Source organism: Micromonospora sp. NPDC051141 (assembly GCF_044455765.1).
In the GTDB taxonomy this organism is placed as follows: domain Bacteria; phylum Actinomycetota; class Actinomycetes; order Mycobacteriales; family Micromonosporaceae; genus Micromonospora.
On sequence record NZ_JBITFD010000006.1, the window covers coordinates 1 to 13265 of the forward strand.

Annotated in this window: 10 protein-coding genes; 7 read left to right on the forward strand and 3 right to left on the reverse strand. The window is 75.3% G+C overall.

Annotation, left to right across the window (positions count from 1 at the left end):
- Together ACIA6B_RS13520 and ACIA6B_RS13525 are read right to left on the reverse strand one after the other, a co-directional pair.
- On the reverse strand, positions 1-1154 hold a 1154-nt coding region (locus tag ACIA6B_RS13520; protein ID WP_396773177.1), incomplete at its 3' end, for an endo-1,4-beta-xylanase.
- A gap of 188 nt (positions 1155-1342) precedes the next feature.
- Positions 1343-3220 (reverse strand): BTAD domain-containing putative transcriptional regulator, encoded by a 1878-nt coding sequence (locus tag ACIA6B_RS13525; RefSeq protein ID WP_396773179.1) that lies wholly within the window; start codon positions 3218-3220, stop codon positions 1343-1345.
- A gap of 136 nt (positions 3221-3356) precedes the next feature.
- Here ACIA6B_RS13525 and ACIA6B_RS13530 point away from each other — a divergent pair, with 136 nt between their 5' ends.
- Positions 3357-4280: a hypothetical protein gene (locus ACIA6B_RS13530; protein ID WP_396773181.1), complete on the forward strand. Its 924-nt coding sequence runs from the start codon at positions 3357-3359 to the stop codon at positions 4278-4280.
- On the opposite strand, the gene ACIA6B_RS13535 is transcribed toward ACIA6B_RS13530, so the two are convergent.
- Positions 4244-6118: an AfsR/SARP family transcriptional regulator gene (locus ACIA6B_RS13535; protein ID WP_396773183.1), complete on the reverse strand. Its 1875-nt coding sequence runs from the start codon at positions 6116-6118 to the stop codon at positions 4244-4246. The genes ACIA6B_RS13530 and ACIA6B_RS13535 overlap by 37 nt on opposite strands.
- Before the next feature lie 186 nt (positions 6119-6304).
- Between ACIA6B_RS13535 and ACIA6B_RS13540 the strand changes: the two genes are divergently transcribed.
- The 6 genes from ACIA6B_RS13540 to ACIA6B_RS13565 all read left to right on the forward strand — a co-directional run bounded on the left by ACIA6B_RS13540 (position 6305) and on the right by ACIA6B_RS13565 (position 13072).
- Positions 6305-7237, forward strand: a complete 933-nt coding sequence (locus ACIA6B_RS13540) for an STM4015 family protein (protein ID WP_281942167.1) — start codon at positions 6305-6307, stop codon at positions 7235-7237.
- Positions 7238-7259: 22 nt separating this feature from the next.
- Positions 7260-8366, forward strand: a complete 1107-nt coding sequence (locus tag ACIA6B_RS13545) for an STM4014 family protein (protein WP_396773185.1) — start codon at positions 7260-7262, stop codon at positions 8364-8366.
- Complete coding sequence (locus tag ACIA6B_RS13550; RefSeq protein WP_396773187.1) at positions 8354-9157, forward strand: STM4013/SEN3800 family hydrolase; 804 nt, start codon at positions 8354-8356, stop codon at positions 9155-9157. Before ACIA6B_RS13545 ends, ACIA6B_RS13550 begins: the two co-directional genes overlap by 13 nt.
- Entirely contained in the window at positions 9154-10479 is a 1326-nt protein-coding gene (locus ACIA6B_RS13555; protein ID WP_396773189.1) for an STM4012 family radical SAM protein, read from the forward strand. The genes ACIA6B_RS13550 and ACIA6B_RS13555 overlap by 4 nt, the downstream gene beginning before the upstream one ends.
- The gene (locus ACIA6B_RS13560) at positions 10476-11345 is read left to right on the forward strand and encodes an STM4011 family radical SAM protein (RefSeq protein ID WP_396773191.1); all 870 of its coding nucleotides are present in this window, start codon (positions 10476-10478) and stop codon (positions 11343-11345) included. The genes ACIA6B_RS13555 and ACIA6B_RS13560 overlap by 4 nt, the downstream gene beginning before the upstream one ends.
- Before the next feature lie 269 nt (positions 11346-11614).
- Positions 11615-13072: an arabinofuranosidase catalytic domain-containing protein gene (locus tag ACIA6B_RS13565; protein ID WP_396773193.1), complete on the forward strand. Its 1458-nt coding sequence runs from the start codon at positions 11615-11617 to the stop codon at positions 13070-13072.
- Positions 13073-13265: the final 193 nt, after the last annotated feature.

The following is a 13265-nucleotide window of genomic DNA, read 5'->3' on the forward strand; positions in this document are numbered from 1 at the left end:
CCCGCCGTCACCTTCACCGTCGCCACGAACCCACCGGTCCACGAGTTCAGCGACACCGACGCCGAACACGCACCCGGCACCGGCGGCGCCGGCGTCGTCGGACTCGGCGGCGGCGTGGTCGGGTTGCCCGGCGTCGTCGGCGGCGGGGTGTTGGACCCACCGGCGTTGAGCGCGTTCAGCACCGAGGTGTACGCGGCCTTCTTGTTGCCGGCGCAGTCGAAGAGCAGCGCGTTGTCCGAGCCGCGCCACGAGTCGCAGTCCCGCACGCCCCACACCGTGATGCCGGTGCAGCGCGACACCGCCATGCAGGACCGGGTGACAGTGCCGAAGATGTTCGCCTGGTTGCCGCCGGTCATCACGTCCAGCTCGGTGATCTGCACGTCCACGCCGAGGTCGGCGAAGCGCTGGAGGTTGGCCTGGTAGTCGCCCGGGATCGTGGTGCCCAGGTGCGACTGGAAGCCGACGCAGTCGATCGGCACGCCCCGGGACTTGAAGTCCCGCACCATGTTGTAGACGCCCGTCGACTTCGCGTTGACCCCGTCGGTGTTGTAGTCGTTGTAACAGAGCTTCGCGCCCGGGTCGGCGGCCCGCGCGGCCCGGAAGGCCGCCTCGATCCAGTCGTTGCCGGTGCGCTGGAGGTTGGAGTCGCGGCGCCCACCGCTGCCACCGTCGGCGAACGCCTCGTTCACCACGTCCCAGGCGTAGATCTGGCCACGGAAGTGCGTGGCGACCTGGGTGACGTGGTTGATCGCGGCGTTGCGCAGCGCGGTGCCGGACAGGCCCTGCGCCCAGCTCGGCTGCTGCTGGTGCCAGAGCAGGGCGTGGCCACGCACGCTCATCCCGTTGGCTCGGGCGTGGCTGACCAGCCGGTCACCACCGGTGTAGGTGAACCGCCCCTGCTGGGGCTCGGTGGCGTCCCACTTCATCTCATTCTCGGCCACCACGGAGTTGAACTCGCGGTTCAGCACCGTCACGTACGTGTTGTCGGACAGTTTGCCGGTGGCGACCGCGGCGCCGAAGTAGCGGCCCTTCTCGGCCGCCGACGCGCCCAGGGTCGTGCCGGCGCTGGCGTGTGGCGCCAGCGCCACCGCCATGCCGGCGGCCAGCGCACCGGCCAGCAGGCTGGTGGACAGCAGGGCTCTCATGGGTCTCATGCGGGTTCCTCTTCCGGGTTGCAGCGGTGGTGGTGCGAGACCTCGTCCCGCCGCGACGGCGGTGCCGAGGGTCCGGCCAGCGCGGCTCGCCCGGTGAGCCTTGCGGTGCCTGTGCCCTGCCATCGACTGTGAGCGATAACATGCGGCACGTCAAGACGCGGACCGCAGCCGGCTGCGGCCGGCGCCGGCTAGCCCGCCCCGCCCGAGGGCACCGGCACGACGCCGGACCGGCCCGGCTCGGCGGCGAGCAGCCGGGCGGCGAACCGGTGCACGGTGCGCAGCATCGCGTACCGGGGACGCGCCGCGTGGTGCCGGGCCGTCAACAACGACTTCGCCACCAGCCCGTCGAGCACCACCCGGGTGCCCGGCCGCCACCCGGGCGCGACGCCGCAGACCCGGTCCACCTCGTCCAGGCCGAAGATCCGGGGCAGCCCACCGAGGCGGACGAAGCACCAGCGCTCGGCCGGTGTCAGGCAGTCGAGGCTGCGGTGCAGCGCGGCGGACAGCGACCGCCCGGACGCCGGCCGCCCGGGCCGTCGGGGCGGCTCCAGGGTGGCGAGCGGCTTGTCCAGGTGGCGCAGCAGCTCGTCCAGGGTCCGGTCGGCCATCCGTTCGGCGGCCAGCTCGACGGCGAGCGGCAGCCGGTCGACCAGGCCGCAGATGGCGGCCACCGTGCCGACCTCCTCGATGCCCAGCTCGAAGCCGGGTCGGGCCCGGGCGGCCCGGCGGGCGAACAACTGCACGGCGGGCATGCCGCGTACCCCGTCCGGACCGGTGGTCAGCGCCGGCAACGGCGGCAGGCGCCACACCGACTCGTAGGGCAGGCCGAGCGGCTCGCGCGAGGTGACCAGCACGCCGACCCGACGCCCGGCCCGCACCACGTCGTGCACCAGGCCGGCACAGGTGTCGGTGAGACGGTCGACGTTGTCCAGCACCAGCAGCAGGTGCCGGTCGGCCAGCAGCCGGGCCACGGGTGCCGGGTCCGCGCCGGCCCGGCGGACGCGGCGACGGATCGCCCGCAGCGCGTCGGCCGGGGTGCGGGCGGCGGCGAGGTCGACGGTGACGACGCCGTCGGCGTACCCCTCGCCGGCCCGCCGTGCGACGGCGGCGGCGAGCGCCGACTTGCCCCCGCCCGCCGGCCCGGCCACGGTGACCACCCGCTGCTCGGCGAGCAGGTCGGACAACGCGGCGAGGTCGGCCGCCCGGCCGATCAGGTCCGCGTCGTCCCGGGCCGGGTCCGGTCCGGACGGTCTCCCGCCGGCCGCGTCGCGGGCCGGCGGAGGCGTCCCGGGTCGACGCGGCGCGGGACCACGTCGCAGCTCACGGCCGGCGGCGGCCAGTTCCGGGCCGGGTTCGATGCCCAGTTCGGCGGTGAGCCGGGCGGTGATCTCGGCGAGCCGGTCCCGGGCGGTCGCCCGCCGGCCGGTCCGCGCCAGCACGCTGACGTGCCCGGCCTGCACGGCCTCGTGCAGCGGCTCGGCGGCGGCGAGCCGGGCCGCGACGGCCAGCACCTCGCCCGGCCGGTCGAGGTCCAGACCGAGACGGACCAGGTCGAGGCCGGCGTTGACCCACTCCCGGCGGAGCGCGGCGACCGTCTCCGACCCCGGCAGCAGCGCGCGCAGGTCGGTCAGCTCGGGATCGGACCAGCCGGCGACCGCGGCGGTCAGCAGCGCGAACGCGGTCGTCCGGTGGGCTCGGCGCGCCAGCACGCGAGCCGCCTCGGCCAGCCGCCGGAACCGGGGCAGGTCGACCTGGTCCGGGTGGAGCTGGAGGCGGTACGCCCGGGGCGAGGAGACGATCACGTTGGTACGGGCGTGCCGGGGCGACGCCGGCTCCAGCACGCGCCGCAACCGCGCCACGTAGGTGTGCAGGAGACGGCTCCCGCTGGGCGGCGGGCGGTCGCCCCACAACGACCGGGCGAGCGTCTCGATCGGGAGGTTCTCCCCGACGTGCAGGGCCAGCAGCGCCAGCAACGCGCGCTGCTTCGACGGACCGAGCGCCACCGGCGTGCCGCCGTCGTGGACCCGGACCGCGCCGAGCACGGTGACGGAGAAGTGACGTCCCACGGACCGGTGATCCCCTCCCCCGGGCGCTCCCTGTCTGCGCGTCAAGAATGCTGCATACCGCCCGTGCCACGCTTCTTCGTGTTTGCCGGCCCGGCGCGGACCGCTCGCCCGGACGCGGACCAGGGGAGGATCGTCAATGACCACTGTCACCAGACCCACCGCCAACCGCCCGCTCACCCGGGACCGCCGCCCGATCGCCGCGGTGGTGGCCGTGGCCGGGGGCCTGCTGCTCGCCATGCTCTGGTCGTTCGAGCTGGTCGACCACGTGATCGGGGACTCCGTCGCCAACTCCGTGCTCGGCACCGACGCCAAGCAGACCGTGATCGGCGGGTCCGCGGCCGGCGCCCTGTTCGCCTTCGTCTCCGGCTTCGCCGGCACGTTCACCGCCTGCAACATCGCCGTGTTCGGCGCGCTGCCGGACGTCGCCGGCCGGGCCGACGGGCCGCGTCGGGGGCGCGTCGCCGCCGTGCTGGCGCCGCTGGGCTGGCTGGCGCTCGGGCTGGTGTCGGTGGCCGCGGTGTACGGCTTCGTGGCCGTGCTGATCGGATCCCGGCTCCCCCAGCTCTCCGCCGCCACCGTCGGCTCCGGCCTCCCGGTCCGGCTGGTGCAGGCGTCCGTGGTGTTCGGGCTGATCGGGCTGGCGTTCGCCGCGCTCGGCCTGGCGGCGCTGGGGCTGCTCCCGGACCCGTTCGCCAACCGGCCCACGGCCCGCCTGGTGACGCTCGGCGCCCTGGTCGGCGGCTTCCTGGTCGGGCGGCCGTACCCGCTGTTCCACAAGCTGCTGGAGCAGGCGGTGGACAGTCACAACCCGTTCTACGGCGCGCTGGCGCTCGTCCTCCAGTCGCTGGGCAACATCCTGGTGATGGTCGTGCTGGCGCTGCTGCTGGTGCTGGGCACGCGCGGCGCCGTACAGCGGTGGTTGTCCCGGCCCGGCCGGGCCGGCCTGCTGGTCGGCGTCGCGCTGCTGGGGCTCGGCGCGTTCCTGGTCTTCTACTGGGACGTGCGGCTGCCGGCCATGTTCGGCTACGGCTGGTTCCCGACCATGCCGTGGAACGCCTGACCGTCGTCCCCCTCGCGCCCGCCGGCTGCGGCCACCGCCACGGTGCGCAGCAGCCGGTAGCGGGCGCCGTCCGGGCCGGCGTCCGGCTCCAGCAGGCACTCGTCGGCCAACCGGGCGAGCACGTCGCGCACCTCGCCGTCCGGGACGATGCCGGCGCAGCGCGCGACCGCGTCGTCCGGGGAGAAGCGCAGCTCCCCCCGGGCCAACCGGGCCAGGCACGCCCGGTCGGCCGGGCGCAGCGGGGCCAGGCTGCGCCGCAGCGCCGAGGTGAGCGACCGGTGGTGCCGCGGGTGTCCCCGCCGCCGCGGTCGCAGCAGGTGGAGCGGGTCGGCGGCCCGCCGGAGCACGCCGTCGAGACTGTCGGTGTAGAGGCAGGCGGCGGCGAGTTCCAGGGCCAGCGGCAGCCCGTCCAGCTCGCGGCAGATCCGGGCCACCGTCGCGGCGTCGGCCGGCGACAGCCGGAAACCGGGGCGTACCAGCCGGGCCCGGTCGACGAAGAGGCGCACCGCCGGATTCGCGGCCAGCGCGTCCACGTCCGCCGGCCCGGGCACCGGTAGCGGGCCGAGCCGGAACACCGCCTCGCGGGCCGGCCCGGGCCGGCGGCGGGAGGTGGCCAGCACGGCCGTACGGGGGCAGCGGTGCCGCACGTCCTCGATCATCTCCGCGGCGCGTCCGGCCAGGTGCTCGACGTCGTTGAGCACCAGCAGCATCCGACGCTCCCCCACGACGCGCAGCGGATCGGCGGTGGCCGCCAGCCCCAGCGCCTCGGCGAGCAGGCGCAGCACCGCGCCGCAGTCCGGGGCGTCGGCCGCGTCCACCGCGGCGACGCCGTCCGGGAACACGGCGGCGACCCGTTCGGCGACCGCCAGGCCGGTGGCGGACTTGCCGCAGCCGGCCGGGCCGACGATGGTCACGTGCCGGTGCGCCACCAGCAGCGTGGCGCAGTGCGCGACCTCCGCGTCCCGGCCGATCAGCGTTCCGACGGCCGGGCCCGGCCCGCGCCAGCCGGGCGGCCGGACGGTCGGCGGCCGGGCCGGGGCGTCCGACGCCGCCAGGGCCGGCGCGTCCCCGGTGCGCAGCAACGCGGCGTGGATGCGGCGCAGTTCCGGCCCGGGCTCCACGCCCAGCTCGGCGCGGAGCCGGGCCCGGACGTCGAGGTAGTGGTGCACGGCGGCGGCGCGCTGGCCGCTGCGCGCGAGCACCTCCAGGTAGCGGGCCTGCACCGCCTCCTGCAACGGCTCGGCGGCGGCGAGCCGTTCGACCACCGGCACCACCTGCGAGGTCTGGCCCAGGGCGACCGCCACCGAGGCGTACAGCAGGCCGGCCTCGACCCAGGCGGCGCGCAGCGCGGTGACGTGCCGCGGACCGGCCAGCAGGCCGGTGAGGTGGGTGAGCGTCGGGTCCCGCCACAGGTCCAGCGCGGTGGCGAGCAGTTCGAACGCGTCGTCGAGCGCGCCGGCCGCCCGCCGGCTGCGGGCCCGGCCGAGCAGCGTCCGGAACAGGCACGCGTCGACGTCCTCCGGGGGGACGTCGAGCCGGTAGCCGCCGGGCACCGACGCGATGACGTTGGTGCGGGCCCGGGGCGCGGCGTCGGGCTCCAGCACCTGGCGCAGCCGGGCGACGTACGTCCGGATGAGATGTGCGCCGCTGTCCGGCGCGTCGGCGCCCCAGAGCGCCTCGGTGAGCGCGCCCAGCCGCACCGGCTGCCGGGGGTGCAGGGCGAGATAGCCCAGGACCGCACGTTGGCGGGCGGGCCCCAACGGGATCTCCACCGGGCCGCGGAGCGCGGTGACCGGGCCCAGCACCCTGATGCGGACCGGGTCCACGGCAGCGGCCATGTGCGCCTCCCCCCACCGAGAGGCTAGGCGACCGGCACATGACTGTCCATGACGGAGCGCCATACTCCGATGACACACCGCACAACCGGCCGGCATTGCGCACGGCAGGAGTCCGCCGCCCCTGGTCGTGTCGGGGCCGCCTGTTACGGTTCCGCCGCCCTTGCCGCTGCCGCACCGGAGGTTGGTGTGATCAATTCGCACGTCTCGTCGTTCGCCGGGTTGCCGGTCCTGCCGTTCACACCGGGCATGGCGCTGCCGGCGGATCCGTCCGCCGTGGCCTGGCGGTTGGAGGTCGAGGAGTTCGACGCCGACCCGACCGAGTTCGCCGGTCTGGTCCGCGCCCTGCTCGACGAGGTGCCGGCCGAGGCGGTACGCGCCGTGGTGGTGGGCGAGTGGGGCGAGGCGTACGAGCGCCCGCTGCCGGTGGATCTGCTCGTCGACGCCGCGTCGAAGTGGACCGGGCTGCGGGCGGTGTTCCTGGCCGACCTGGTCGCCGAGCAGTGCGAGATCTCCTGGCTGACCCACGGCGACGTCACGCCGCTGCTGGCCGCGTGTCCGGCGCTGGAGGTGCTGTGGATCCGCGGCGCGCAGGGGCTGCGGCTGGAGCCGGTCCGGCACACCGCGCTGCGCGAGCTGCGGATCGAGTCCGGCGGCCTGCCGGCCGAGGTGGTGCGCGCGGTCGCGGCGTGCGACCTGCCGGCGCTGCACCGGCTCGACCTGTGGCTCGGCGTCGCCGACTACGGCGGCGACGCCACCGTGGACGACCTGGCCGCGGTGCTGGCCGGCGACCGGCTGCCGGCGGTGCGGCACCTCGGGCTCTGCAACGCGGAGCACGCCGACGCGATCGCCGCGGCGGTCGCCGACGCGCCGGTCGTCGGCCGGCTGGAGGTCCTCGACCTGTCCATGGGCGTGCTCGGCGACGCCGGCGCGACGGCGCTGCTGGCCGGGCAGCCGCTGACCCACCTGCGCCGGCTCGACCTGCACCACCACTACCTGTCCGAGGAGGTGGCCGCGTCGGTGGTCGCCGCGCTGCCCGGCGTCGAGGTCGACGTCTCCGAGCCGCAGACCGCCGACACGTACGACGGCCGGCACTACTACTACACCGCGGTCGGGGAGTGACCGGCGGCGGTGGCGTGCTGACATGCGACTGACCGTGGTGGGCAATCCCGCGAACCGCCGGGTGGCGCTGTTCACCCGCGCGGTGCGCGCCGCGGGGCTGCCCGCCCCCACCGTCCTGCCCTGGGCGGACGTGCTGACCGGGGCCGTCCCGCCGCCGGCCGGCGCGCTGGTGCGGGTCGACTCCCCGGGCGAGGATCCGCACGTCGACCGGCTGCTGCGAGGGTCGGCCACCGCCGCCCGGCACGGCGAGCTGATCGGCCTCGCCGACGCGTACGCCGGTCTGCTGGCCGGGCTCGACCGGGTCGCCGCCGGCGGCGCGGAGCTGCTGAACCCGTCGGCGGACGTCGCGGTGCTCTGCGACAAGCGGCGCTGCCACGCGGTGCTGTCGGCGGCCGGCGTGCCGGTGCCGGCCGCGCTGCCGCCGGTCGGCGGTTCCGCCGGTCCGCCGCCGGTCGGCGGTTATGCCGCGTTGCGCGAGGCGATGGCGGCGGCCGGGTGGCGCCGGGTGTTCGTCAAGCCGGCGCACGGGTCCTCCGCCGCCGGGGTGCTCGCGCTCGCCGTCGGTCCACGCGGCGTGCGGGCCGACACCACCGTCGAGCCGACCCCGGACGGGTTGTTCAACTCGCTGCGGGTGCGCCGGCACACCGACGAGGCGACGATCGCCGCGATCGTCGACCGGCTGGCCCCGGACGGCCTGCACGTCGAACGGTGGCTGCCCAAGGCCGGCCTGCGGGACCGGGTGGTCGACGTACGGGTGCTGGTGGTCGCCGGCCGGCCGACGCACGCGGTGGTGCGCGCCGCCCGGGGCCCGCTGACCAACCTGCACCTCGGCAACGCCCGGGGCGACCTGGCCGAGCTGCGCGCCGCGGCCGGCCCGGCGGGCTGGTCCGCGGCGATGGAGACCTGCGAGCGCGTCGCCGCCCGCTTCGCCGGCTCGTTGCACGTCGGCGTCGACCTGATGTTCCTGACCGGGTGGCGCCGGCACGCGGTCGCCGAGGTGAACGCGTTCGGCGACCTGCTGCCCGGCGTGCTGGCCGACGGCCGGGACAGCTACGCCGAACAGGTGCACGCGCTGACCACCGGCCGGTGGCGGCGGTGGCGGGCGGAGGTGGCCGCATGCGCGGCCTGATCGGCAGCCACGACCTGCTCCTGGTCACGCTGGACACGCTGCGCCACGACGTGGCCGCCGAGCTGGCCGCGACGGGGCGGACGCCGCGGCTGGCCCGGGCGCTGCCCGGCGGCCGGTGGGAGCGCCGGCACTCCCCCGCCAGCTTCACCTACGCCGCCCACCACGCGTTCTTCGCCGGCTTCCTGCCCACGCCGACCACGCCGGGGCCGCACGAACGGCGGTTCGCGGCGGCGTTCCCGGGCAGCGAGACGGCCGGCGCGGACACCTGGGTGTTCGACGCCCCGGACCTGCCGACCGCGCTCGCCGCGGTCGGCTACCACACGCTCTGCCTGGGCGGGGTCGGTTTCTTCAACCGGCGTACCCCGCTCGGCGCGGTGCTGCCCGGCCTGTTCGCCGAGGCGCACTGGGAGCCGGAGTTCGGCGTCACGTCCCCCACCTGCCTGGACGCCCAGCTCGACCGGCTGGCCGAGGTGCTGGCCCGGGTGCCGGCGGCCCGGCCGTTGTTCACCTTCCTCAACGTCGCCGCGCTGCACCAGCCGAACCGGCACCACCTGCCCGGCGCCGAGACCGACAGCCGGGCCAGCCACGCCGCCGCCCTGGAGTACGTCGACGGCCGGATCGACCGGCTGTTCCGGCTGGTCACCGGCCGCGGCCGGCCGGTGTTCACGATCATCTGCGCCGATCACGGCACCGCCTACGGGGAGGACGGCCACACCGGCCACCGGATCGGCCACGACGTGGTGTGGACCGTCCCCTATGCCGACTTCACCCTGCACCCGGGAGAATGGTGACCAGCACCGAACCGAGCCTCGACGGCTCCGCCTACCAGCAGTATCTGTACGCGTACCCGCACAAGACCTCCTACCGGGCGCTGCGGCCCCGGCCCCGGCTGGCCGACGTGTGGCGCACCGAGGGGCGCGACGCGCTCTTCCTCTACCTGCACGTGCCGTTCTGCGAGATGCGGTGCGGGTTCTGCAACCTGTTCACCCGTGCCAACGCGCCGGCCGAGCAGGTCACCGCGTACCTCCGGCAGGTGCGCCGGCAGGCCGGGCGGATCGCCGAGGCGCTCGGCGCGGACACCGGGTTCGCCCGCGCCGCGTTCGGCGGCGGCACCCCGACCTACCTCACCGCCGACGAGCTGACCGCGTTGTTCGCCGTCGCCACCGAGACGCTCGGCGCGCGCCTGCCGGGCGTACCGCTGTCGGTGGAGACCTCGCCGGCCACCGCGACGCCGGACCGGCTCGCGGTGCTCGCCGCGCACGGCACCACCCGGGTGAGCATCGGCGTGCAGAGCTTCCTCGACGTCGAGGCCCGCGCCGCCGGCCGGCCGCAACGCCGCGCCGAGGTGGAGGCCGCGCTGGCCGCGATCCGGGACGCGCGGATCCCGTCGCTGAACATCGACCTGATCTACGGCATCGACGGGCAGACCGCCGACACCTGGCGGCAGAGCCTGGACGCGGCGCTGGCCTGGCGGCCGGAGGAGTTGTTCCTCTATCCGCTCTACGTCCGGCCGCTGACCGGGCTCGGGCGGCGGGCACACGCCCGCGCCGACTGGGACGCCCAGCGCCTCGCGCTCTACCGGCAGGCGGTGGAGACGCTCGGCGCGGCCGGCTACCGGCAGGAGTCGATGCGCCAGTTCCGCCGGGCCGACGCGCCGGCGGCCGACGGTCCGGGCTACTGCTGCCAGGACGACGGCATGGTCGGGCTGGGCTGCGGCGCCCGCTCCTACACCACCGCGTTGCACTACTCCTTCGACTACGCGGTGAGCGTCACGCAGGTGCGCGCGGTGCTCGACGACTACCTCGGCCGTCCCGCCGACGACTTCGGGTACGCCGAGTTCGGTTTCCGGCTGGACGACGCGGAGCAGCGTCGCCGCTGGCTGCTCACGTCGCTGCTGCGCGCCGACGGGGTGGACGCGGACGCCTACCGGGCCCGCTTCGGGCGGCAGCCGGCCGACGACTTCCCGCAGCTCGGCCGGCTCGTCGAGCGGGGCTGGGCCACCGACGGCGGGCTGCGGCTCACCGCGGCCGGGCTGGCCCGCTCCGACGCCGTCGGCCCGTGGTTGACCTCAGCCGAGGTCCGACACGCGATGACCGGGTACGCGTTGCGATGACGCTGTCGATCCTCTACCGCGGCCCGCTGGCGAGCTGCAACTACGACTGTCCCTACTGTCCGTTCGCCAAGCGGCAGGACCCGCCGGAGCTGCTACGCGCCGACCGGGCGGCGCTGGCCCGGTTCACCGGCTGGGTCGCGGCGACCACCGACGTGCGGCTGTCGGTGCTGTTCACGCCGTGGGGCGAGGCGCTGACCCGGCGCTGGTACCGGGACGCGATGGTGTCGCTGTCGCACCTGCCGCACGTGGACCGCGTGGTGGTGCAGACCAATCTCGCCGCCCGCGTCGACTGGCTGGCCGACGCCGACCCCGGCTCGGCCGCGCTCTGGACGACCTACCACCCGGGGCAGGTCGAGCGGGCGCGGTTCCTGGCCCGCTGCGCCCGCCTGACCGAGCTGGGCATCCGCTACTCGGTGGGGGTGGTCGGCCTGCCCGAACACCTCGACGAGGCGCGGGCGCTGCGGGCCGCGTTGCCGCCCGCCATCTACCTGTGGGTCAACGCGGCCGAGGGTCGCCGGTACGACGCCGAGGAGGAGGCGGCCTGGACCGCGCTGGACCCGCACTTCGGCTTCAGCGTCCGGCCGCACCTGTCGCTCGGCCGGCCGTGCCACGCCGGTGAGACCGCCGTCTCGGTGCTGGGCGACGGCACGGTCCGCCGCTGCCACTTCATCCCCACCCCGATCGGCAACCTCTACGACGGCTCGTGGCGGGCCGCGCTGAAGCCCCGCGGGTGCGACACCGCGGTCTGTGACTGCCACATCGGGTACGTCCACCTCAAGCCGCTCGGCCTGCGGGAGGTGTTCGCCGGTGGGGTGCTGGAGCGGATCCCGGCCGGCTGGCCGTCGCCGGCCCCGACGCCGCGCTGACGACCGGTCGAAACGGCGCCGCCCATTGACACAGCTCCGATGTTAACGAAAACATTGACGGGTGCCTCTTCGCGAGCGCACCGGGAGCTCAGCACTTCGCACCGCCGCCGGTCCAGGGCAGACCGGCGCTGCTCGGGACGGTTGACCGAGGGGCGGTAGGTGTCGACAACCGGCCGCTCCCCGCGCGGGCACACACCATGCGGCACATGTGAGCGCTCACTTCGCCTCGGTCGGTCGTCACCACCCCACTCACGGACCGGGAGGTCCCCGTGCGACTCACGCACCACCCCCGCCACCGGGCGGCGTTGATCGCCGCCGCCACCACACTCACGCTCACCACCGCCGGCCTCACCGCCACCCAACTGCCCGCCGCAGCCGCCACCGGCTGCGCGGTCAGCTACACCGTCTCCTCGTCCTGGTCCGGTGGCTTCGGCGCGAACGTCTCCGTCACCAACCTCGGCGACCCGATCAGCAACTGGCGACTGACCTGGACGTTCGCCGCCGGCCAGGCCGTCACCCAGTACTGGAACACCGCACTCACCCAGACCGGCGCCGCCGTCACCGCCGCCAACGTCTCCTACAACGGCAGCATCCCCACCGGCGGCAGCACCAGTTTCGGCTTCAACGGATCGTGGACCGGCAGCAACCCGGCGCCCACCAGCTTCGCGCTCAACGGCACCACCTGCACCGGCGGTGTCAGCACGCCGCCCACCACCACGCCGCCGACGAGCACCCCACCCACCACGCCGCCACCGAGCACCCCGCCACCGGGCGGCGACGGGCCGTGTGACATCTACGCGGCCGGCGGCACGCCCTGCGTCGCCGCGCACAGCACCACGCGGGCGCTGTTCCGCACCTACAGCGGGCGGCTCTACCAGGTGCGCCGCGCCTCCGACAACACCACCCGCGACATCACCACGCTCACCGCGGGCGGCTCCGCCAACGCCGCCGCGCAGGACTCGTTCTGCGCCAACACCACCTGCGTCATCACCTGGATCTACGACCAGACGACGCGGGGCAACAACCTCGGCTACCAGGGCGCCGGCGGCATCGGCGGCGCGGTGCAACCGGCCGTGGCGAACCGCGAGGCGATCACGGTCGGCGGCGCGAAGGCGTACTCGCTGTTCATCCCCGGCAACAGCAGCTACTGGCGCGACGGTCACCTGACCGGCGTCCCGACCGGCAGCGCGCCGGAGGGCATGTACATGGTCACCAGCGGCACGCACGTCAACAGCGGCTGCTGCTTCGACTACGGCAACAGCGAGACCACCCGCCGGGCCGACGGCGCCGGCGCGATGGACGCGATCTACTTCGGCACCAGTTGCTGGTTCGGCGGCTGCTCCGGCAGCGGCCCCTGGGTCCAGGCCGACCTGGAGTGGGGGCTCTACCCCGGCGGCAGCCAGAGCTGGAACCCCAACCAGCGCGCCTTCACCAGCAAGTTCGTCACCGCCACGCTGAAGAACAACGGCACCTCACGGTTCGCCATCAAGGGCAGCAACGCCCAGTCCGGCAACCTCTACACGCTCTACGACGGGTCGCTTCCCCCCGGCTACAGCCCGATGAAGAAGCAGGGCGCGATCATCCTGGGCAGCGGCGGCGACTGCTGCATCGACAACAGGAACCAGAGCGTCGGCACGTTCTACGAGGGGGCCATGGTCGCCGGCTACCCCTCGGACGCGACGGAGAACGCGGTCCAGGCCAACGTCGTGGCCGCCGGCTACCGCTGAGCCGATCCGGCCGCCGCCCGGTCCCACCGGGCGGCGGCCGGTCCCACCGGGCGGCGGCCGGTCCCACCGGCGGACCCGGTCGCCGTGGACGGGACGCCGCACGCCGGGCGGGCCCGGGACGGGCGGTAGGCTGCGGGCGGTCATCGGGGCGTCCGAAGGGGAACTGCGTGACAGGCGTGTCGGTTCGCGGGGC